The sequence below is a fragment of the Streptomyces sp. NPDC021020 genome, assembly GCF_044333285.1.
Taxonomy (GTDB): Bacteria; Actinomycetota; Actinomycetes; order Streptomycetales; family Streptomycetaceae; genus Actinacidiphila.
Genome location: NZ_JBIRQQ010000007.1, coordinates 248928 through 267630 on the forward strand (window position 1 = coordinate 248928; position 18703 = coordinate 267630).

An 18703-nucleotide genomic window follows, 5' to 3' on the forward strand; every position below is an offset into this window, starting at 1 on the left:
CGATGCCGGGGAAGCCGTACACGACGGTACGGGCCGGCCGCCGCTCGGTGCGGATCAGCCGCCCGGACAAGGTGCTCTTCCCCGCGGACGGGCTGACCAAGGCGGACCTGGCCGCGTACTACAAGGCCGTCGCCCCGCGGATGCTGCCGCAGTTGCGCGGGCGCCCGCTCATGCTGGAGCGGTACCCGGGCGGCATCGACGACCACGGCTTCATGCAGAAGGACACGCCGGACCACGTGCCGGACTGGGTGCACCGCGCCGAACTGCCCAAGGAGGGCGGCACGGTCACCTACACCGTGTGCGACGACACCGCGACCCTGGCCTACCTCGCCGACCAGGCGTGCGTGACGCTGCACCGCTTCCTCTCCCGCGCCGGGCACGCCGACCGCCCCGACCGGCTGGTCTTCGACCTCGACCCGCCGGACTCGGACTTCGCCCCGGTGCGCGGGGCCGCGCGGCGGGTGCGCGGCCTGCTGGACGAGCTGGGGCTGCCGAGCACGGTGATGACGACCGGGTCGCGGGGGCTGCACGTGCTGGTCGCGCTGGACGCGGGATCCCCGGTGGACGAGGTGCGGGCCTTCGCGCGGGACGCGGCGGACCTGCTGGCCGCCCGCCATCCGGACAGCCTCACGGCCGAGCCCCGCAAGGCCGCCCGCCGCGGCCGCCTCTACCTCGATGTGCAGCGCAACGCGTACGGCCAGACGTCGGTGGCCCCCTACGCGGTCCGCGCACTCCCCGGCGCCCCGGTCGCGGCCCCTTTGACCTGGGACGACGTGGACGACCCGGAGACGACGGCCCGGCGCTGGACGCTGGCCGACGCCGACGCGCTGGCCGCGGCGAACCCCTGGCGGGACGCACCGCGCCCGCGGGCCCTCGGTCCGGCGCGCCGACGGCTGGACGCCCTGCGGTCGGACGGCTGAATCCGCCACCGGAGTGCACTCTCCTGCGCCACTGGAGTGCACCCTCGACCTCACCCTACAGTTGAGGTCGAGGGTCTGAGGGGCGGTCAGCCCTGCCCGCGGGCCCGCCCCGAGGGCAGCAGCTCGCCCAGGTCCGCCGAGAGGTCGGCGGCGACCTTGTCCATCAGCTCCGGGGACAGCGCCCCGTCCAGGACCTCCAGCACGGCGGCGCTGTCCCGTACGGCCGCGCCGTCCGGCACCCGGGCGCGGCCGGAGACGCGCCCGGCGAAGGCGGTCAGGTCGAAGCGCTCCCCCGCCCCGCGGCCGCGCCCGTCGTGCCCGGCGTCTCGGGCGGCGGCCCGCAGGTGCGCGCCCAGGTCCGGGGGCAGTTGCGCGGCCATGTGCTCGGCGAGCCCCGGGGCGACGCGCTCACCGAGGGTGCGCAGCACCGCGCCGGTGGCGCGTTCCGCCGAACCCCGGTCGGGCAGCCCGGCCAGTTCCTGGACCTTTCCGATCATCTCGTTGTGCTGCATGGCTCACTCCCCGCGCGCCCGTTCCGTCGTCAGCCGCGGGGCGCGGCTCAGGGCGGCGCACCGGAGCGGGTACCCGTTCGGGCCGGGATTACCGCCGCGCGGCGCGATCGGCGGAAGACGGGCGGTCCGGCGGGAGCTGCACGGGAGACGGGCGGGACGGGGTCGGCCTGATCCGGCGGGTGCCGGGTGAAAGACGATCACCTCTCGGGAAGGGCGGGCCCGTTCCACGGGGCTTCGCGGTGCCGAAAGCTGACGGGCCGACCCCGCCGTCCGCCATGTTGCTGCACATCATTCGTTGTTGCAAGTTCTTCGCAATAGAGGATTAGGGTGGGCTCCGGAAGATCACCCACACGGAACCCACCACGGAAAGGGGCCGTGCCTGATGGGCACCTACGCGCTGCCTGACCTGCCGTACGACTACTCCGCGCTCGCCCCGGCCATCACGCCGGAGATCCTGGAGCTGCACCACTCCAAGCACCACGCCGCCTACGTCAAGGGCGCCAACGACACCCTGGAGCAGCTCGCCGAGGCGCGCGCCCGGGACGCGATCACCCCGACGGGCCTGGTCGGGCTGGAGAAGACCTTCGCTTTCAACCTCTCGGGCCACGTCCTGCACACGCAGTTCTGGCAGAACCTCTCGCCGGACGGCGGCGACCGCCCCGACGGCGTGCTCGCCGACGCCGTCGACGAGCACTTCGGGAGCTTCGAGGCCTTCAAGAAGCAGCTCACCGTGGCCACCACCTCGGTGCAGGGCTCCGGCTGGGGCGTCCTGGCCTGGGAGCCGCTCGGCCGGCGGCTCATCGTGGAGCAGGTCTACGACCACCACGGCAACGTCGGCCAGGGCAGCACCCCGCTGCTCGTCTTCGACGCCTGGGAGCACGCGTACTACCTGCAGTACAAGAACGTCCGCCCGGACTACGTCACCAAGCTGTGGGACCTGGTCGACTGGGCCGACGTCGCCGCCCGGCACGCCGCCGCGTCGTCGGCGGTCTGAACCGGCCCCGCTGTGCGGGCCGGGAAGCCCTCCCGGCTCCCGGCCCGCACGGCGGCGGGGCGTCGGCTGCTCAGCGGGCGACCGCGTCCCGGACCCGGTCCATCATCGAGGCGAAGGGGCCGGTCAGGGCCAGCGCGGCCGGCTTCCCGGCGGCCGCGGGGTGCGGGTGCGTGGGCGCCAGCCGCTCGATCATGAGCAGCCGCTCGCCCATGGCCTTGCGGCGCTCCTCCGTGCAGTCGCGCACGAGCGCGGGGAATTCCTCGGACTCCTCGTGGTCGGCGTGGTCGCCGACGGCCTTCTCGAACTCCCCGAGCACCGCGAGGAATCCGGGGCTGTCGAGATCCATCCCCTCCAGCCGCTTGAGCACCTGCGCGGCCTCGGCCTCCTCATGGTCGCGGGCCGCGGCCTCGCGCTCGCCCGCGGAACGCTTGGCGACCGGCCGCACGACCACCTCCTCGGCGACCTCGTGGACGGCCAGCAGCGCCCGCAGTTCGTCGAACGCCTCCTTGCGCCGCTCGCCCCGGGCCTCGCGTACGGTCCCGAACAGGTCGCGGATCCGCGCGTGCTGGACCAGCAGCACCGCGACCACGTCACCGTCGGGCAGCCGCGCCGCCTGGGTGCGTTCGGCTGTGGCAGAACTCATCGTCCGCTCCTTCTGCGTCGTCTTCCTCGTCGGTTTCCCGGTCCCGTCGGACCTCCTAGGGCCGCCGCCGCGTACCGGGCGGCGTATTCAGGTCCGGTTATCCGCTGCCGCCGCCCGCAAACCGCGCTGCGCCGCAGGAGCATGCGCGTGCCCCGGGGCGCAACCGGTCCGGCGCCGCCGAGGCGTGTCCTTCCAGGGAGGTGGGAAACCGCGCGGCCGCTCAGCAGCGCAGCGCCGAGCGGCCGGAGCGCCACGCGGCGAGCAGGTGGGCGGAGAGGCGGTCCTCGACGAAGGTCGTGGCGTCCGCGCCGAAGGCGACGTCCGCGGCGAGGCCCGGCTCCGCGGCGAGCAGGCCGCCGACGACCCGGTGGCGCACCACCTGCTCGTGGACGGCGTCGGCCTCCACGTGCTCGTCGTAGAAGCGCTGGGCGGCGGGCCCGGCACCGGCCCGGCGCAGGCCCGCGGCGAGCCGCCGGGAGCCGGGCGGGGAGGTGACCTCGACCCAGGCGAAGTGGCCGACCAGCGCGCCGCGCAGCGCGCGGTGCAGGCCCAGCAGCGACATCAGGTTCACCACGGCGAGCATCTGCGCCGGGGCGCGGTCGAGGTAGCGGCCGTAGGAGGGGTCGAGGTCCAGGTCGGCCATGAGGTCGGCGAACAGCCGGGCGTGCACCTGGTCGCCCCGCCCCGCGCCGAACTCGTCGTACTCGATCGCGGCCATGGCCGCCTTCGCCTCGCCGTGCAGCCGCGGCAGCACCCAGGCGTGCGGATCGGCCTCCTTGAGGTGGTAGAGGGAGCGCAGGGCGGCGTACTGCCGGAAGACGTCCAGATCTCCGTGGTGCTGCACATGGTGGGCGACGGAGCCGGAGGTGTCGGCGGGCTCGACGAGCAGCTCGGCGAGGACGTCGGCGGGGTCGCGGGGCCCTGGCACGTCCCGGCGCAGGGCGCCGAGGAAGCGGCCTTCCAGCGCGCCGCGGACGGCCAGCAGGGCGGGGTCCCACTCGCGGTCGTCGGCGACCCCCGCGAAGCCGCGGTAGTGCAGCTCGTAGAGGACGTACAGGGCGAGCTGCAGGTCGTCGCCGTACGGCTCGGCGTCCGCGGTCGCCTCCCGCACCTCCGGGGCGGTGCCGTGGCGCAGCGCCCGGAGCACGGCGTGCGAGAGCGGGCCGCGGGAGGCGGGAAGAGCCGGCGCGGTCACGAGGCGCCTCCCTTGCGGCGGGGGCGTTCGTGCGCGCGGTGGCTGGTGTCGCACCAGGGGTAGGCGGCGCTGCGCCGGCAGGTGCAGATGGCGACGGCGAAGCGGTGGGACACCGCGACGGTGCCGTCCTCGGTGACGACCTCCACGGGTCCTTCGACGACCACCGGGCCGCCGCGTTCGACGGTCACCCGGCGCGGGGTCGCGGAAGCGGCGGCGCGCGGGGTGCGGCCCTCGGCTCCTCCCGGCGCGTCGGGTCCGCGGGCTCCGGACGGCGCGGCGCCGCGCTCATCGGCGTTCGGCACGGATCACCACCAGCTCCTCCTGCTCGTCGGTCGCCGCCAGCAGGCCCCCGGCTCGCAGCCAGGGCAGCCGGGAGCGCAGTACGGGGCCCAGCGGGACGCGGGCGCGGGTGCGGATCTCGGCGCTGAGGCCGAGGCCGGTGAGGCGGTCGACGGTGAGCTGCGGACCGCACAGCGCCGAATGCACCATCAGCAGCACCCCGCGCCGCCGCAGCAGCCCGGCGGAGGCGGTGCACAGCGCATCGACCACCTGCCGGCCGTCGGGCCCAGCGTCCCACGCGCGGGCCGCGCGGTGCGCGGTGGCGGGGCCGCCCGGCGGCGCGGGGACGTACGGCGGGTTGCTGAGCACCAGGTCGTACGCGCGCCCGCCCGCGCGGCTGGCGACGCGCAGGATGTCGCGGCGGTGCACCTCGATCCGGCGCCCGGCGCGCAGCGCGTTGACGCGGGCCGCCGCGAGCGCCCGCCAGGAGACGTCGACCGCCTCGACCCGGGCCCCGAGCCGCGAGGCGTAGAGCGCCAGCGCGCCGCTGCCGGTGCCGACGTCGAGGACGTCGCTGCCGGGCAGCGACTCGCCGTGGAGGGCGGCGGCGAGCAGCGCGGTGTCGGCCTGCGGGCGGTAGACGCCGGGGAGGCGCCACACCCGGTCCAGCACGGGCAGGGCGTCCGGTACGCGGACGGCGGCGGGGGCGGTGGCCTGGTTCGGCACGGCGGCTCCTGTCGGTCGGGGGTCCTGGGCGCCCGGGCCGGGCGGGCCGGGCGGGCCGGGAGCAGCAGCGCGCGGTCCGCGGTGGTGGTCCTGACGCTGCCGGGCGCCCCCTCCAGGTCCTGGCGGTCGGCGCCGTGCACGGCCTCGCCGACCCGGTGGTCCGACGGCGTTCGGCGCGAGCGAGGAGCCGACGCCGCCGGGGCCCTGGCAGAGGCCGGCGCTCACCTTTCGGTGGCCGTCCGCGCCGCGGACGAGGGCGACCGCGGCGGCTGTGCCGCGAGCGCGCATCCGGCCGGCGGCCGGGAGACGGAGCGCGCGGGGCCCGATTTCAGGGTGCACACCAGGCCAAAAGCCCGCAATTCGTCGTCCGTCATACCTCGCGGATACCCGGCGACCGGCCGGAAAACATCGAGGCGGTCTGGGTGAGCCGTCCTCGGCCGGCACGCGGACCGTACGCACCGAGCGGTCCGAGGCGTCCGGGACCGGCATCCCCCGCCCCGACGCCCGACCGCAGGAAGTCCGCCACGGCGGCGTTCAGCCGCTCCCCGGGCAGCACCGCGGGGATGCCGGGCGGAGACGACCTCCGCCGTGACGCGGCCGCCGTGGAGGTGGAAGACGGAGTCCTGCTCCGGGCCCGAGGCCGTCCTGTGGACGGAGCCCGGATCGGCAGATCGGCAGATCGGGCGGAAGGGCGGGTGGGCGCCCCACGCCTCGTCGACGACGCAGGGCAGGTCCGCGCGTGGCGGGCGGCGGTGACGCGCGTGAGGTCGGCGCGGATGCCGTACGGGCCGGCCGGCCATCGCGCCCGGCGACCGCGAGCACGTCGGCGGCGGCCACCGCACCGCCCAGCACCCCGCGCACCCGCCGGGCGCGTGCCCTGATCGCACGCGCGGGACGCGTACCTCCCCCCCCCCGGCGGCGACGCGCGCGAGGTCGGCGCGGGTGCCGTACGGGGTCGGGCCGGTGACGAGCACGCCCCACACGTCGGGGTGCTGGGCCGGCCGGCCGGTCGTCGCGCCCGGCGACCGCGAGCACGTCGGCGGCGGCCACCGCACCGCCCAGCACCCCGCGCACCCGCCGGGCGCGTGCCCTGATCGCACGCGCGGGACGCGTACCTCCCCCGGATGGCGGGCGCCCGGGCCGCATGCATGGCGGGGCGGACAGCGGGCAGCCGCAGGCCACACCGCTTTGCGGAAGGAGCGCCGCCATGAGCGACGAGACGATGGGCGACGAGGTCTACCAGCCGACCGGCGACGAGGAGGAGCAGGCCGATCCGCTGGACATGGAGGACGCGCTCGGCGAGGACGACTACGACGCCGAGCTGGACAAGGGCTACTCGCCACCCGAGCGGCCCTACGCCGTGGACGGCCCGGGCACCACCGCCGAGGAGCAGCGCGAGGGCGAGTCGCTCGACCAGCGGCTGGCCCAGGAGACGCCCGACGTTGCGCCGGGCCGCGGCGACGGCATCGGCGACGCCTCCGACACCGCGGGCGAGCCGGTGGACCCGGAGGCGGGCGACGCGCGCGCGGGGCGGCTCGTCGCGGCCGACCAGGGCATGGAGCGCGCGGCCCGCGATCCGGTGACGGCCGAGGACGTCGGCGTGGACGGCGCGGCCGCCGGCGCGGAGGAGGCTGCGGTGCACGTGACGGACGACCCGGAGAGCCGGGGCCGCGAGTGAGAAGAGGCGGCGAGGACGGTGGCCGTCACCGGTGCCGGTGGAGGCATCGGGAACGCGCCCGTACGGGAGTTCGCGCGGCGCGGCGCCCGGATCGGCCCGGTCGCGCGCGGCCGGGCGGGGCTGGAGGCGGCCGCGCGCGAGGTGCGCGAACCGGGCGGGGAGGCGCTGGTGGCGCCCGTGGACGTCGCCGACCCGGCGGCGGTCATGTCGGCGGCCGAGGCGGTGGAGCGCGCGTTCGGGCCGCTGGACGTGTGGGTGAACGGTGCCTTCGACGAGCAGGCGCACGACCACGCGCCCCAGGCCGGGGCCGCCCGGCACGCCGGGGTCGCGGTGGGCGTGGCGGTGGCGGGACGCCGCAGGCCGTGACGCGGTACGGGAGCGGGGCGCCGCGGAGGGGGCGCCCCGCTCGGCCACGCGATGCCTGCCTCGTCAGCGGGCCCGGGACGGCTCCTCGGCCGGTGCCGCATCGCCGTCTTCCGGGACGTCGGGCGCGATGAGGTCGAGCAGCCGCTCCGTGCCGCCCCGGGTGAGCGCGGCCCGCTGCCTGGCGGCCCCGGTGCCCGCGGTGACGAGCTGCTGCACGCCTGCCGTCACGCGGTCGGCGTCACCGAGCTCCCTGAGGGCGGGGGTGATGCGGTCGAGCAGGGCGCCGACCACGTCGGCCGCCGGGAGGGGTGTGCCGTTCCGCGGGTCGACCAGGTCGGCGGTCAACCCGCGGCGGGCGGCGTGCCAGCCGGCGGCTTGCAGGATGCTGGCCGGCGGGTCCAGCGGGCGGGCGCCGCGGCGTCCTTCGCGCAGGGCGGTCACGACGAGCCCGCGGGCGATGCCGGCGAGGGTGACGGCGCTGTCGACGTCCAGCTGTACGTCGGGCGCCCGGACCTCGAGTGTCGGATACGTGTCGGACAGGCGTGCGTGCCAGTAGAGCTGGTGCCGGTCGGCGATCACGCCGGTGCCGAGCAGGGCGGCCACCCGCTCCTCGTAGTGGGCGGCGCCGGAGAAGAACGGCGGAGCGCCGCTGACCGGCCAGCGGCCGAAGACCACGGTGCGCCAGCTGGCGAATCCGGTGTCGTGCCCTCCCCAGAAGGGCGAGTTGGCGCCCAGGGCCACCAGTACGGGCAGCCAGGGCCGCAGCCGGCCGAGAGCGGCGGCCCCGGCCTGGCGGTCGGGGACGGCGACATGGATGTGCATGCCGCAGATCAGCTGCTCGTCGGCCAGCTGGGCCGCGTCCGCGCGCAGTTCCCGGTACCGCTGCGTGCCCGTCACGGGCACGGTCGCGTCGGCCATCAGGGGCGCGCCGCCGGTCGCGGCCAGCCGGCAGCCCACGCGGCGGGCGGCGGCTCCCACCGAGCGCCGGAATCGCGCGAGGTGCGCGCCGACCTCCCCGAGGTCGGCGCAGACCGGGGTCGCGACCTCCACCAGCGCTTGCAGCAGCTCGCTGTCGACGTCCTCGCGTGCGAGCCCCGGCTCCTGCCGCGCCGCCGCCCGGAGCCGGCCGACCCGCGCAGCCGGCAGCGCGGTCCGGCGGTCGAGCAGCAGGTACTCCTCCTCCACCCCGAGCGTCACGCATGTCGCCATGTCCCCCGGCTACCCCCGATCCGCCTCGTCATGGCGGCCGGACGCCGGGGCGGTGCTCCCGGCCCGCGCCCGGAATTGCGCCGGCGGCCCGGCGCGGCCCCGACGCCCACGACCGCGGCGCCCCGCGCACCCCGCAACTGCTCGTTGCCGGTGGTGCGGGGGGGCAGGAGGAGGCCGCCGGTGAGCGGGCAGCCGGCACCGGGCGGGGCCGGGGCAGTCAGCCCCGGCCCCGGGAAGCCGCTCAGGCGGCCGGCTGGAGATGCCCGGCGGACGCGGGCACGGCGGGGTCGGCGGCCGGGGCGGCCTGGCGGCGGGCGGCCCAGCGGGCGGCGGGGCCCGTGGCGTAGGCGGCGCCCGCCATCAGGGCGCCGAGCAGCAGCCAGCCGGGGGTGCCCCAGTCCAGCAGCAGGGTGGTCAGGACCAGCGGGCCCAGCGTGCGGGCGACGGTCACGCCGGTGCCGAAGAAGCCCTGGTATTCGCCGATCCGGTCCGCCGGGGCCAGGTCGAAGGACAGCTGCCAGGAGCCCGCGGACTGCTGCATCTCGGCGATGACCTGCAGCACGGCCCCCGCGAGCAGGACGGCCGCCGCGGGCCCCGCGGAGCGCCCCGCCGACAGTGCGAAGACCGCGCAGCAGGCGAGCATCACCAGGCCGGAGCGCCGCACCGCCCGCAGGGCGCTGCCCAGTCCGGTGACGGCGCGCGCGGTCCGCACCTGGAAGAAGGTGACGGCGAGGGTGTTGAGGACGAACAGGCCGGACGCCAGCCACGCCGGGGCCCCGGTGCGCTCGGTGATCCACAGCGGCAGCGCCAGGCTGAGCAGCGGCAGCCGCAGCATCAGGACCGTGTTGAGCAGTGCCACCAGCGCGTACGGGCGGTCCCGCAGGATGCCCCGCTGCCGGGCCGCCGGTCCCGCGGCCGGCGGCGCACCGGCGGCCCGGACCGCGGGCAGGCGCAGCAGGAGCACCGCGCAGCCGAGGAAGCACAGCGCGTCCAGCCCGAGCGCCGCCCGGTAGGCTAGGGCCGTCCCCACGCCCAGCGCGAGCCCGCCGACGGCGGCGCCCACCGCGAGGCCGCCGTTGAGCGTCGCCTGGAGCCGGGCCAGCAGCCGGGTGCGCTCACCGGCGGGCACCAGGCGGGCCAGCAGCGCCTGCCGGGAGGCCGCCAGGCCGGACTGCGCGGCGGTGTACGCGCACGCGACGGCGAGGAAGGCGGCGAAGCCCTGCACCACCAGGAAGGAGCCCACCGCCGCCGAGGTGGCCAGCGCCAGCAGCACCGAGGTGCCGCGCGGCCCGCGCCGGTCGGCGAGCCGGCCGAGCGGTACGCCGACGAGCGAGCCGGCGGCCCAGGCGAGGGTCAGCCCGAGCCCGACGCGCCCGGCGGACAGCCCTGCGACGCGGGTGAAGTACAGCGCCGACGTCGTGTAGAAGGCGCCGTCGCCGACGGAGTTGGCGAGCTGGGCCAGCGCGAGTCCGCGCTGCGGGGATGTCGTCACGTCGACGACGTTACGGGGCGGGCGGACTGCCGGGCAGGCCCACTCCGGAGGCCTTTTCCTGGCCCACTTCTCCGGCCCGCGCCCTGGTGACGGCCGGTCAGAGCTGCGCCGCGAGCGCCACCATGAGGCCGGCCATGCCCACCATGAGCCAGGCCACGTAGTCGCCGATGTGCCCGGAGTGCAGGCGGCGCAGCGGTACGACCAGCCGCAGCTCGGCGGAGCGCGCCGCCGAGCGCAGCGGGCCGCCCGCGGGACGCAGCGCGAGCAGCGCGACGGCCGCCGCGGCCGCGGCGGAGAGCACGCCGAGCAGCACGCCGGGCAGGGTCCAGGCGGCGTCCGGGGCCGCGGGCGGCAGCGGTACGGTGGCGCCGCGGACCTGCGCGAGGTAGCCGGCGCGGTCGGTGAAGGCGGCGGCCCCGGTGGCGACCGCCCTCCCCACGGCGGGCCACAGGCCGAGCACGAGGGCGCCCAGCAGCAGCGCGGCCGGCACGGCGGTCATGGTGCGCGGCACCGCGCGCCGCGGGTCGCGCACCTCGGGCTCCTCGCCCGCACCGCTGGTCTCGACGTCGGAGTGGCTGGGCTCGGGCCGCGGCCCGGCGCCGCGGAAGATCCGCAGGCCCGCGCGCAGTACGGCGCCGCCGGTGAGCGCCGACACCAGGACGTAGAGCGCGGGCAGCCACGCCAGGTGCTCGCCTGCCGCGTGCTCGGCGAGGGCCTTCCCCAGCCCGGTGCCGAACGGCGGCAGCCCGGCGAGCGCGAGGGCCCCGGTGAGGAAGAGCGCGCCGGTGCGGGGCGAGCCGCGCTCCGTGCCGTACAGGCCGTGCTCGTCGACCGAGCCGTGCCGGTCCAGCAGCACGCCGGTCAGGCCGAAGAGCGCCGCCTTGACCCCGGCGTGCCCGGCGACGTAGAGCGCGGTGCCCGCGGTCGCGGCGCCGCCGTGCAGGCTCAGGGCCAGCAGCCACAGCCCGGAGTGCGCGACGGTGGAGAAGGCCAGCATCCGCTTGAGGTGCCGCTGCTGCCAGCACATCACGGCGCCGGTCAGGGCGGTCAGCGCGCCGAGCGTGCCGAGCGTGCGGGTGACGGCTTCCGGCGGGATGCCGCCGGGTCCCGCGAAGACCGTGAGCTGGACGCGCGCGGCACCGTACAGCCCCAGCTCGACCATCACACCGGACATCAGCATGCATACCGGTGTGGGCGCCACCGCGTGCGCGTCCGGCAGCCAGAAGTGGAAGGGCACGATCGCGGCCTTGACCAGCAGCCCGGCCATGACGAGCACGAAGGCGGTGACGGTCAGCGCGTCGGTGCGGTGGCCGGCGAGGGCGGCGCCGATCTGCGCCATGCCCAGCTCGCCGGTGCGGGCGTAGAGCAGCCCGATGCCGAGCAGCGAGCAGTACGCGGCCAGCGAGTTGACGACCCCGAAGGTGAGGGCGCCGTGCAGCGGGCGCGGGTCCTCGATGCGGAAGCCCGTGAGGGCGTACGCGACGACGCCCATCAGCTCGAAGAAGACGAACGCGTCGAAGAGGTCGCCGGTGAGCGCGAAGCCGCACATGCCCGCCTCGAAGAGCAGCAGCAGCGCGGGGAAGGTGCCGCGGTGCCGGGCGGGCGGCTCGTCGAAGTAGCGCCAGGAGTAGACGAGTACGGCCGTGACCAGCAGGGCGACCAGCAGCGCGAGCCCGGCGCCGAGCCGGTCGGCGACCAGGACGACGCCGACGCTGTGCCCGCCGTGCGGCGTCCACCCCCCGGCCCAGGACACCGCGCGCCCGCCGCCGTCCCCGATCCGCGCCCACAGCACGGCGATCTCGGCGGCGGTCCCGGCGGCGAACGCGGTGGCGAGCGCGTCCGTGGCCGTACGCGGCAGCACCCGCCCGGTCAGCACCAGCACCGCGGCGCCCAGCAGCGGGAGTGCGACGGCGAGCGGCAGCAGGTCGGCGGTCGCCGCTGGAGAGGACGGCACGCGGGCGCCCTCAGCCCTTGAGGTCGGCGAGCGCTTCGGGGTCCACCGACCCGGTGCGCTTGCGGATCTGGATGACCAGGCTCAGCAGCAGCGCGGTGACGGTCGCCCCGACGACGATGTCGGTCAGGACCAGGGCCTGCACCACGGGGTCGACGACGGGCGTGCCGACGGGCACGTCCGAGAAGACCGGCGCGGTGCCGCCGCGCCGGTAGCCGATGCCGAGCAGCAGCACGTACGTCGAGGACTGCGCCACCGCCAGGCAGCCGACGGCGTGCACCAGGTTGCGGCTGGTCACCATGCCGTATACGCCCACCAGGAAGATCCAGCCGGCCGCGAGGAAGGGCAGGATGCTCACCGGTCGTCATCTCCTTCGCTCCCGCCGCCGGGTCCGGCGGGCTCGTCGATCTCCACGGCCTGGTCCAGGAACTGCGCGACGAGCACGATCACCCCGGAGGCGACCTCCACCCCGACGGCGGCGTTCACCAGCGGCACCAGTCCCCCGGAGGCCAGCTCGTTGAAGGTGCCCAGCGGCAGCACGTTCTGCAGGAAGGCGCCGCCCGCGATCAGCCCGGCGAAGCCGAGCGCGGTGAAGGCCCCCGCGCCGACCGCGTCCAGCGCCGCGAAGACGGCGAGCGGGCGTACCCGGCGCAGCACCCGGTAGTCGGCCGCGACGTACGCCAGGTGCAGCCCCGTCGCGAGCAGCACCCCGCCCTGGAAGCCGCCGCCGGGGCTGAGCTGGCCGTGCGCGACGACGTACCCGCCCACCAGCACCGTCACCGGCAGCAGGCCCGCGCCGAGCAGCAGCGTGGAGGGCATGACGGGGCGCGGCGCGGGCTCGGCGCGGTCCTCGTCGCGCGCCCGGCGCAGCAGGACGACGGAGCCGAGGACGGCGCCGAAGAGGATGGACTCCTCGCCGAGGGTGTCGAGGGCGCGCTGGTCGAAGTTGACGGACGAGATCACGTTCGCGGTGTGCTGCCGCACCGCCGCCGCGACCGCCCTGGTGCCGTAGGGGTGGTCGGCGGTGCCGAAGTGCGGCAAGCCGGTGCAGGCGAGCGTGAAGAAGACCGCGAAGACGGCGGCGGCCGCCAGGAAGACGATGCCGCGGGCGCGCCGGTTCACCGCCCGCTCCCCCGCTCGTGCTCCGCGGCGCCGCCGTCACCTTCACCGTCGTCGTCGCCGGGGCGGCCGCGGGCGCCCCGGCGGACCTTGCGGACCGTCAGCAGGACCAGCAGCGGGGTGATCGCGCTGCCCACCGCGAGCTGGGACAGGGCCACGTCGGGCGCCTGCACCAGCAGGAACAGCAGGGACAGGCACACGCCGAGCGCCGAGAGCAGCACCGACTGGCGCACCGGGTCGCGGGTGAGGGCGGCGGCGGTCGCGGCGGCCACCACCAGGACGAGCGCGGCGCCGACGAGGAAGTCGGCCGCCGCCACGGGGGTGTTCACGTCGGGGACTCCTCGTCCGTCGCGGATTCCGCCCGCCCCGCGGGCGCGGGCGCCGCGCCGGTGCGGATCATCGTGCGGCCGATGACGATCGTGACGACGGGCCCGGACACGGCCGTGAGCGCGCCGATGACCAGCAGCTTCGCCGCCGCCCGCCCGGCGCCCGCGTCCACCGCGAGGCCCAGGCACACCAGCGGGACCCCGAGGCCGGTCGCGGGCGCGAGCGCGTGCAGCCTGCCGTACGCGGTGGGCAGCACCGCGAGCGCGGCGGCGGCCAGCAGCAGGGCGGCGGCGCCGCACCACAGCAGGACCAGCGCGAGGACGTGGGCCGCGCTCATCCCGCGTCCTCCGCCTCACCGGCGCCGGCGCCGCCGCCCGCGAGGCAGCGGGCGTACACCAGCGTGGACGTGGGCGCGAGGACGGCGGCCACGAGGGCGACGTCCACGTACGACGTGCGGTGCATGCCGCGCGCCACGAGCAGGAAGACCGCGACCGCGACGGTGCCCGCGAGCGAGGTCGCCGTGAGGCGCTGCGCGGGCGCGCCGCGGCAGGCCCGCCACACGCACGGGCCGACGCCCGCGGGCAGCAGCACGCAGGCGGCGAGCAGCCAGGCGTTCATGCCCGCCGCCGGACGCCGAGGGCCCGCTCGACCGGCGAGGCCGCCCGGGCGGGGCCGCCGAGCAGATGGACGGTCATTTCCGGGGCGCGGCCCGGGGCGATGTCGACGACGCAGGCGCCGGGCGTCGCGGACAGCAGCACCGCGGCGACGGCGGGGTCGCCGCCCGCGGGGAGGCGTACGGTGACCGGGCGGTCGGCGGCGGGCCCGCCGCCGCGGCGGAGCAGGGCGCGGGCGACGGCGCGGGCCAGCTCCGCCGTCTCGCGCAGCATCGCCGCGGGCAGGGCGGCGAGCGCCGCGGCGGTGCGGCGGTCCGCCCGGACCGCGGGCCGCTCCGCGCGGCGGACGGCGTCGGCCGCGCAGCCGCCCAGGAGGGCGAGGACGCCGCCGACGGCCCACTCCAGCGGGGTGACGGCCGAGATGAGGACGACGTAGAGGACGAGCAGGAGGGCCGTCCACGTGGCGACGGTGGCGACCGAGGCGAGCGCGTGGTTCGTGCTGCGCACTTCCGGGCCTCCTCCCGTCCCCGCGCCGTGCGGCCCGGCGGGCCACTCCTACGCATGGGCTACGCCATGGCCACCGTCTGTCCCGGCCGCCGCGCCGGAAACCCGCGGTGCGCCGCTCGCGCGGCGTAAGCGGCGGGGGGTGGCCCTCGCGCCGCCGGGTGCCGCTCGCAGCGCGGGGGCTGCTCCCGCTCCCGCGCGGGACGCGTCCGCGGCGAACGGTCACCTCCCGCGCCGCGGGGGCCGGCCCCGGAGTCCCCCGCGCCCCTTGGCGCCACGGGGTGCCACTCACGGTCGAGCCGCGCCTGTCCGACCCCCCCGGCTGGCCGCGCAGTTCCTCGCGCCCCTGGCGCCACGGGGTGCCACTCGCGGTCGAGCCGCGGCCGTCCGACCGTCGTGGCCGGTCGCGCAGTTCCCCGCGCCCCTGGCGCCACGGGATGCCACTCGCGGTCGAGCCGCGACCGTCCGACCGTCGTGGCCGGTCGCGCAGTTCCCCGCGCCCCTGGGGTGGTGCCCCGCGCGGCAGCCGTGCCCTCCGCGGGGGCGGTCGCTCCTGGGTGCGGCTGCGGCGCCGGGCACATCAGGGGCGCGGGGAACTGCGCGATCGGCCCACCACCCGCGGACGGTCCGGCAACCACGGCAACCACCCCCACTGGACGGCCACCGGCGCAGGGTCGGGCAACCACCCCCGCCGGACGGCCACAGGCGCAGGGTCGGGCAACCGCCCCCGCCGGACGGCCGCCGCGGAGCGGGGACGCGGGGTCATGCGGGGCGGTCGGAGTCGTCCTGCGCGGCCGCCGCGCGGTCGACCGCGCGGCGGCGGGCCGCGGCGCGGGCGCGGTCGGTGGTGTCGGCGTCGACGATGTCGAGGAAGACCTCGGTGAAGGCCGGGCAGCGGCGGCGGAGCTCGGACTTGATCCGCACGCTGACCTCCTCGACCTGCTCGCTGTCGATGCCCGCGCGCAGGTCGACGCGGGCCGCGAGCAGCGCGGTACCGACGCCGAGGCGCATCGTCTGGAGTGCGGTGACGGTGTCGATCTCGGGCTGCTCGGCGAGGACGCCGTACGCCTCCCGCTGCTGCCGCGGGTCGGCGGCCTGGCCGACGAGCAGGTCGCGGGAGGCGCGGCCGAGGCCGTACGCGACGAGGACCAGCAGGACGGCGATGGCCAGCGCGGACGCGGCCTCCCAGCGCTGCGAGCCGGTCAGCTGGTGGCCGAGCACGCCCCCGGCGGCGAGCAGCACGCCGAGGACGGCGGTCGCGTCCTCGGCGAAGACCGTGCGGACGGTCGGGTCGTCGCTCGTGGCGACCTCCCGGGAGAGGGTGCGGCCGTGGGCCCGCGCCCGGCCCCGCAGCTGGGCGACGGCGCGCAGCAGCGAGGTGCCCTCGGCGGCGAGGGCGACACCGAGGACGGCGTAGGTGGCCACGAAGCCGCCGGTGGACTGGTGCTCGGGCGTGAACCAGGCGTGCAGGCCCTGGTAGAAGGAGAAGCAGCCGCCGGTGACGAAGATGCCGACCGCCGCGAGCAGCGCCCAGAAGTAGCGCTCCTTGCCGTAGCCGAAGGGGTGCAGGGCGTCGGGGCGGCGCCTGCTGCGGCGGACCGAGGCGAGCAGGAAGATCTCGTTGAGGGTGTCCGCGACGGAGTGGGCGGCCTCCGCGAGCAGGGCCGGGGAGGCGGTGAGCGCTCCGGTGACGGCCTTGGCGAGGGTGATCACCACGTTGGCCAGCAGTGCGACGAGCACGGTGCCGGTCGTGCGGCCGTCGTCGTCCCCCCGCCCCTGCGGGTCCGGGCCGTCGCCGTCGCCGGTGGTCACGGGCGGCCGCCGGGTCGGGGGCGGGCGGGGTCGGCGCGGTTGCGCATGGGTACGGCTCCTCCCTGGGCACGGCCGTCCGGCATTCGTCCCGGCCTGGCGCGTACCCGCCCGGCGGACCGCGATGCATACCGGCCACCGGGTCGGGCACGCGTGGGAGGACGACACCCGGAAACAGCCCGGAAGGGAGCAGCCCATGGCCGGCAAGGATCTCCAGGGGCGCAAGGTGCTCACGGTGGTCACGAACTACGGGGTGGAGCAGGACGAGCTGGTCGTCCCCGTCGACCACCTGCGCGGCAACGGCGCCGAGGTCGACGTCGCCGCGGTGTCCGGCGAGCCCGTGCGGACGCTGGTGCACGACAAGGAGCCGGGCCGTACCGTCTCCCCGACGACGACGCTCGACGACGCCGATCCGGCGGGCTACGACCTGCTGCTGGTGCCGGGCGGCGCGCTCAACGCCGACCACCTGCGGATGGACCACCGGGCCGTCGAGACGGCGCGGGCCTTCGCCGCCTCGGGGCGGCCGGTCGCGGCGATCTGCCACGGGCCCTGGGCGCTGGTGGAGGCGGACGTGGTGCGCGGCAAGACGCTCACGTCGTACCCGTCGCTGCGTACCGACATCGGCAACGCGGGCGGCCGCTGGGTGGACCGCCCGGTCGTCGCCGACGGCACGGGCGGCTGGACGCTGGTCACCTCGCGCACCCCCGACGACCTGGACGACTTCCTCCGCGAGGTGGAGGCGGCGCTGGTCACGTCGCCCTGAGGAGCGCACCCCATGGCGACCAGGGCTCAGATCCCCGCGGCCCCCCGCGCCGCGGCCTCCGGCGGCGACGCGGGCAAGGGCGAGGTCCACCGCTGGTGGACACTGACGGCGGTGTGCGTCGGCACCTTCATGCTGCTGCTGGACATCACCATCGTGAACGTCGCGCTGCCGGACGTGCAGCGGGAGCTGCACAGCAGCTTCTCCGACCTCCAGTGGGTCGTCGACGCCTACGCCCTCACGCTCGCCGCGACGCTGCTGACCTGCGGCTCGCTGGCCGACCTCTTCGGGCGCAGACGCGCGTACCTGGCCGGGCTCACCGTCTTCACGATCGCCTCGCTGCTGTGCGGGCTGGCCTCCGGCACGCTTTTCCTGCAGCTGGCGCGCGGGCTGCAGGGCGTGGGCGGCGCGGCGATGTTCGCGGTGTCGCTGGCGATCCTCGCCGAGACCTTCCACGGCAAGGAGCGCGGGCTGGCCTTCGGTGTGTGGGGCGCGGTGACGGGCCTGGCCGTGGCGGTCGGACCGGTTGTCGGCGGGGCCCTGACCTCGGGGATCTCCTGGCGCTGGATCTTCTACGTCAATGTGCCGGTCGGGCTGCTGGCCCTCGTGGTGACGTGGACGCGGGTCCGCGAGTCGCGCGACCCGCGCCCGCGCCGCCCTGACTGGTGGGGCTTCGCGGCCTTCACCGGCTCGCTCGCCTTCCTGGTCTTCGCGCTGATCAAGTCCGGTGAGCGCGGTTTCACCGACACGCTGGTGCTGGAGTGCTTCGCGGCCGCGGCGGTCCTGCTCTGCGCCTTTCTCGCGATCGAGGTCGCCGGACGGCAGCCGATGTTCGACCTGTCGCTGCTGAGGAAGCCCACCTTCTCGGGCGGGCTGGTCGCCTCCTTCACCATGGCCTCGTCGATCTTCGCGATGCTGCTGTACCTGACGCTGTACATCCAGGACGTGCTGGGCTACTCCGCTTTCGGCACGGGCCTGCGGCTGCTGGTGGCCTCCGGGCCGATCTTCGTCGTGGCCGCGATCTCCGGGCGGCTGTCGTCGCGGGTGCCGGTGCGGCTGCTCATCGGGCCCGGCGGCATCGTCGTCGGTCTCGGCCTGCTGTGGATGCGCGGCCTGGGCGCGAGCTCCGACTGGACGCATCTGATCCCCGGCCTGCTGCTCGCGGGCGTCGGCATCGGCATGATCAACCCGCCACTCGCCTCGACGGCGGTGGGCGTCGTCCCGGCCCGGCAGGCGGGCATGGCCTCGGGCGTCAACTCCACCTTCCGGCAGGTCGGCGTCGCGACCGGTATCGCCCTGCTGGGCTCGCTGTTCGCCACCCGGGTGGCGTCCGTGGTGACGGAGCAGCTGAGCCGGGTCCCGGGCCTGTCCTCGCAGGCCCCGCAGTTCGCGTCGGCGCTCACCAACGGCGAGTCCTCCGCGGCGATCGCCCACCTGCCGCCGTCCCAGCGCCCGGCGGCTGCCGCCGCGGCCCGCGCCGCCTTCACGGCGGGTCTGGACCACATCCTGCTGGTGGCGGCGGTCATCGCGCTGGTGGGCGGCGTGCTGTCGCTGCTGCTGATCCGCAGCCGGGACTTCGTCTCCCCGACGGAGGAAGGCTGACCT

21 protein-coding genes are annotated in these 18703 nt (G+C 76.8%); 6 read left to right on the forward strand and 15 right to left on the reverse strand.

Going from position 1 to position 18703, the window contains the following annotated elements; genetic code table 11:
* Positions 1–2 precede the first annotated feature (2 nt).
* Positions 3–920, forward strand: a complete 918-nt coding sequence (gene ligD, locus ACH4SL_RS22410; RefSeq protein WP_398448203.1) for a non-homologous end-joining DNA ligase — start codon at positions 3–5, stop codon at positions 918–920.
* A gap of 86 nt (positions 921–1006) precedes the next feature.
* Here the strand turns inward: ligD and ACH4SL_RS22415 are convergent, their stop codons facing one another.
* On the reverse strand, positions 1007–1432 hold the full coding sequence (locus ACH4SL_RS22415; RefSeq protein WP_398448205.1) for a DUF2267 domain-containing protein: 426 nt from the start codon (positions 1430–1432) through the stop codon (positions 1007–1009).
* A gap of 382 nt (positions 1433–1814) precedes the next feature.
* On the opposite strand from ACH4SL_RS22415, the gene ACH4SL_RS22420 reads away from it, so the two are divergent.
* Positions 1815–2426, forward strand: a complete 612-nt coding sequence (locus ACH4SL_RS22420) for a superoxide dismutase (protein ID WP_398448207.1) — start codon at positions 1815–1817, stop codon at positions 2424–2426.
* Between the two features lie 70 nt (positions 2427–2496).
* On the opposite strand, the gene ACH4SL_RS22425 is transcribed toward ACH4SL_RS22420, so the two are convergent.
* The 4 genes from ACH4SL_RS22425 to ACH4SL_RS22440 form a co-directional block, all read right to left on the reverse strand.
* Positions 2497–3069 carry a hemerythrin domain-containing protein gene (locus ACH4SL_RS22425; RefSeq protein WP_398448209.1) on the reverse strand — a complete coding sequence of 191 codons (573 nt, stop codon included), beginning with the start codon at positions 3067–3069 and terminating at the stop codon, positions 2497–2499.
* 220 nt (positions 3070–3289) lie between these two features.
* The gene (locus ACH4SL_RS22430; RefSeq protein ID WP_398448211.1) at positions 3290–4264 is read right to left on the reverse strand and encodes an iron-containing redox enzyme family protein; all 975 of its coding nucleotides are present in this window, start codon (positions 4262–4264) and stop codon (positions 3290–3292) included.
* Complete coding sequence (locus ACH4SL_RS22435; RefSeq protein ID WP_398448213.1) at positions 4261–4566, reverse strand: CDGSH iron-sulfur domain-containing protein; 306 nt, start codon at positions 4564–4566, stop codon at positions 4261–4263. Before ACH4SL_RS22435 ends, ACH4SL_RS22430 begins: the two co-directional genes overlap by 4 nt.
* Complete coding sequence (locus ACH4SL_RS22440) at positions 4550–5269, reverse strand: HemK2/MTQ2 family protein methyltransferase (protein ID WP_398448215.1); 720 nt, start codon at positions 5267–5269, stop codon at positions 4550–4552. The genes ACH4SL_RS22435 and ACH4SL_RS22440 overlap by 17 nt, the downstream gene beginning before the upstream one ends.
* Before the next feature lie 1207 nt (positions 5270–6476).
* Here ACH4SL_RS22440 and ACH4SL_RS22445 point away from each other — a divergent pair.
* Both ACH4SL_RS22445 and ACH4SL_RS22450 read left to right on the forward strand, forming a co-directional pair.
* A complete protein-coding gene (locus ACH4SL_RS22445; protein ID WP_398448217.1) occupies positions 6477–6947 on the forward strand; it encodes a DUF5709 domain-containing protein in 471 nt (156 codons plus the stop codon).
* An 18-nt stretch (positions 6948–6965) separates the two neighbouring features.
* Positions 6966–7313, forward strand: coding sequence for an SDR family NAD(P)-dependent oxidoreductase (locus ACH4SL_RS22450; protein WP_398448219.1), 348 nt, complete (start codon positions 6966–6968; stop codon positions 7311–7313).
* Between the two features lie 63 nt (positions 7314–7376).
* Here the strand turns inward: ACH4SL_RS22450 and ACH4SL_RS22455 are convergent, their stop codons facing one another.
* The 10 genes from ACH4SL_RS22455 to ACH4SL_RS22500 all read right to left on the reverse strand — a co-directional run bounded on the left by ACH4SL_RS22455 (position 7377) and on the right by ACH4SL_RS22500 (position 16341).
* Positions 7377–8522: a glutamate--cysteine ligase gene (locus tag ACH4SL_RS22455; RefSeq protein WP_398448221.1), complete on the reverse strand. Its 1146-nt coding sequence runs from the start codon at positions 8520–8522 to the stop codon at positions 7377–7379.
* A gap of 241 nt (positions 8523–8763) precedes the next feature.
* The gene (locus ACH4SL_RS22460) at positions 8764–10014 is read right to left on the reverse strand and encodes an MFS transporter (RefSeq protein WP_398448223.1); all 1251 of its coding nucleotides are present in this window, start codon (positions 10012–10014) and stop codon (positions 8764–8766) included.
* A gap of 97 nt (positions 10015–10111) precedes the next feature.
* Positions 10112–11968 (reverse strand): complex I subunit 5 family protein, encoded by a 1857-nt coding sequence (locus ACH4SL_RS22465; RefSeq protein WP_398448225.1) that lies wholly within the window; start codon positions 11966–11968, stop codon positions 10112–10114.
* 10 nt (positions 11969–11978) lie between these two features.
* A complete protein-coding gene (locus ACH4SL_RS22470; RefSeq protein WP_398448227.1) occupies positions 11979–12323 on the reverse strand; it encodes a sodium:proton antiporter in 345 nt (114 codons plus the stop codon).
* Positions 12320–13087 (reverse strand): MnhB domain-containing protein, encoded by a 768-nt coding sequence (locus tag ACH4SL_RS22475; protein ID WP_398448229.1) that lies wholly within the window; start codon positions 13085–13087, stop codon positions 12320–12322. Before ACH4SL_RS22475 ends, ACH4SL_RS22470 begins: the two co-directional genes overlap by 4 nt.
* Positions 13084–13413 carry a Na(+)/H(+) antiporter subunit B gene (locus ACH4SL_RS22480; protein WP_398448231.1) on the reverse strand — a complete coding sequence of 110 codons (330 nt, stop codon included), beginning with the start codon at positions 13411–13413 and terminating at the stop codon, positions 13084–13086. The genes ACH4SL_RS22475 and ACH4SL_RS22480 overlap by 4 nt, the downstream gene beginning before the upstream one ends.
* A complete protein-coding gene (locus tag ACH4SL_RS22485) occupies positions 13410–13748 on the reverse strand; it encodes a cation:proton antiporter (protein ID WP_398448233.1) in 339 nt (112 codons plus the stop codon). The genes ACH4SL_RS22480 and ACH4SL_RS22485 overlap by 4 nt, the downstream gene beginning before the upstream one ends.
* A complete protein-coding gene (locus ACH4SL_RS22490; protein WP_398448235.1) occupies positions 13745–14029 on the reverse strand; it encodes a monovalent cation/H+ antiporter complex subunit F in 285 nt (94 codons plus the stop codon). Before ACH4SL_RS22490 ends, ACH4SL_RS22485 begins: the two co-directional genes overlap by 4 nt.
* Positions 14026–14532, reverse strand: coding sequence for a Na+/H+ antiporter subunit E (locus ACH4SL_RS22495; RefSeq protein ID WP_398448237.1), 507 nt, complete (start codon positions 14530–14532; stop codon positions 14026–14028). Before ACH4SL_RS22495 ends, ACH4SL_RS22490 begins: the two co-directional genes overlap by 4 nt.
* Positions 14533–15291: 759 nt before the next feature.
* Complete coding sequence (locus ACH4SL_RS22500; RefSeq protein ID WP_398448239.1) at positions 15292–16341, reverse strand: cation diffusion facilitator family transporter; 1050 nt, start codon at positions 16339–16341, stop codon at positions 15292–15294.
* Between the two features lie 193 nt (positions 16342–16534).
* On the opposite strand from ACH4SL_RS22500, the gene ACH4SL_RS22505 reads away from it, so the two are divergent.
* Together ACH4SL_RS22505 and ACH4SL_RS22510 are read left to right on the forward strand one after the other, a co-directional pair.
* On the forward strand, positions 16535–17101 hold the full coding sequence (locus ACH4SL_RS22505; RefSeq protein ID WP_398448241.1) for a DJ-1/PfpI/YhbO family deglycase/protease: 567 nt from the start codon (positions 16535–16537) through the stop codon (positions 17099–17101).
* Positions 17102–17113: 12 nt separating this feature from the next.
* Positions 17114–18700 carry an MFS transporter gene (locus ACH4SL_RS22510; protein WP_398448243.1) on the forward strand — a complete coding sequence of 529 codons (1587 nt, stop codon included), beginning with the start codon at positions 17114–17116 and terminating at the stop codon, positions 18698–18700.
* The last annotated feature ends 3 nt before the right edge of the window (positions 18701–18703 follow it).